Origin of the sequence: Endozoicomonas ascidiicola, from assembly GCF_001646945.1 — a bacterium.
Taxonomy (GTDB): domain Bacteria; phylum Pseudomonadota; class Gammaproteobacteria; order Pseudomonadales; family Endozoicomonadaceae; genus Endozoicomonas; species Endozoicomonas ascidiicola.
Genome location: NZ_LUTV01000014.1, coordinates 7,763 through 9,406 on the forward strand (window position 1 = coordinate 7,763; position 1,644 = coordinate 9,406).

Here is a 1,644-nt window from a genome sequence, read left to right on the forward strand (position 1 = left end):
TACGGGCTTGCGCAGCTAACAAAAACTTCAAGTTCGTTCCGGGCTTCGCCCTCCACCGGACGCGCCTGCGGCGCGCCGCTTAAGTTGGCGTTAGCCGCTAGAAAGACTCCAGTCCGCACATGCCAATTTATGTAGCAGACCAGGGATGGTATGATGAGATACTGAATGACTAAAGGACTAAAAAATAAATGTTATCTGTAGCGACTACAAATGGGACTGCTGTAGATCTTTACTCAACAATATCACCAGCAAGCCCGTATGCAAAGATGCTCTTTCAAAGAGTCTTAAATGCATCTGAGTATGTTGGAACTGTGCTTTTTTATGCTTCTTATCATGTACCAAATGCAATGGCATCCTCTCGGCCATTCTTCCTTGCAAATGGTACTGTTTCTCATTACGAGCGCTACGTTATTTATAACCCAAACTTCATGAAAAGTATGGAATTCTGGAGTAGTAATGAATTTGTTCCTCTAGCAATTTTTGCACATGAACTTGGGCATCACTTTTACGCACATACCGATAACCTTAATGCTATTGCAAAACACCCATGGACAAAGGAAGTTGAAGCTGATTATTACTCTGGTTTCATTCTCGCAAGACTCGGAGCACAACCAAGTGATTTAGAGCTTTCACAGAGGCTAATGTTCACGATGTGGGCAAATGACACTCATCCTGACTCCTACAGTAGGATCAGTAATATTGCCAAAGGCTGGAAAGATGGCGGTGGTATTGGTTTGGTTGAGGATCACCTGCACATGATTTATAGCAAGATCAATAATGAACTAAACCGGTGGCACTGACAGCGGCTAACAATAAATTCCAAGGGACGCTTACGGCGCCCCTGAATTTGGCGTTAGCTGCTGTGTTTCTACCAGGGCGGTGGCACCGCATTTACTATAGTCCCACTTAGTCCAATTTTTAGAACATTAAGCCTAAACACAGACTCTTGAATTCGCAGACAAAGTAATAAAAACTCGATAAAACGAGCTAATTCTGGCTATTGCTCATGAGTATTTGTACTAAAGTACATCTGGTGCTGTTGCCCTGGTGTTTCTACCAGAGTTGCAAACCTGATAGTTTTTCAGCGTTGGAAGTTTTTTGTTCTGTTCTATCGAAAAGTTCATAAGAAATCGGTAGTCTTCGTTTTGCAAGCTGGCGTGAGAGTTTTGTCGTATATTCCTTCTTTTATGCCAGCGTGAAGATCGTCCTTTGCTGTTTGCTTTTCCCAAGCTGGCAGGCGGTAGCGTACCTGTTTCCTTATTCTGCGCCAGCGCAGAGTTCGTTTTCCTTTCCATCTTTTTTGACGGTGAGTTGGTAGGGAAGAATGCAGGTTTTTTAAATCGTGCAAAGTTTCAGGTTTTTTCCAGGCCAGTAAGTTACATTGTCGTAAACTTCAAGTAGTCAAAGCATCTGGTTCAAACTGTTTCGAGGTATTTTGGTTCAGCCTGTTTTTCAGCAGCGTTCAAAATCTCTAGTGGTAAATCTTCTGGTTTTTACTTTGCCGCCAGTTGTACTTGCTGCAGGTTTACGCCACAGTTTAACCATTTTTCGGGCTTGCGCAGCTAACAAAAACTTCAAGTTCGTTCCGGGCTTCGCCCTCCACCGGACGCGCCTGCGGCGCGCCGCTTAAGTTGGCGTTAGCTG

General features: G+C 44.1%; 1 protein-coding gene. It reads left to right on the forward strand.

Annotated features, from left to right (window positions below; genetic code table 11):
• Window positions 1–188: 188 nt before the first annotated feature.
• On the forward strand, window positions 189–800 hold the full coding sequence (locus AKL11_RS23840) for a M48 family metalloprotease (RefSeq protein ID WP_157673745.1): 612 nt from the start codon (window positions 189–191) through the stop codon (window positions 798–800).
• The last annotated feature ends 844 nt before the right edge of the window (window positions 801–1,644 follow it).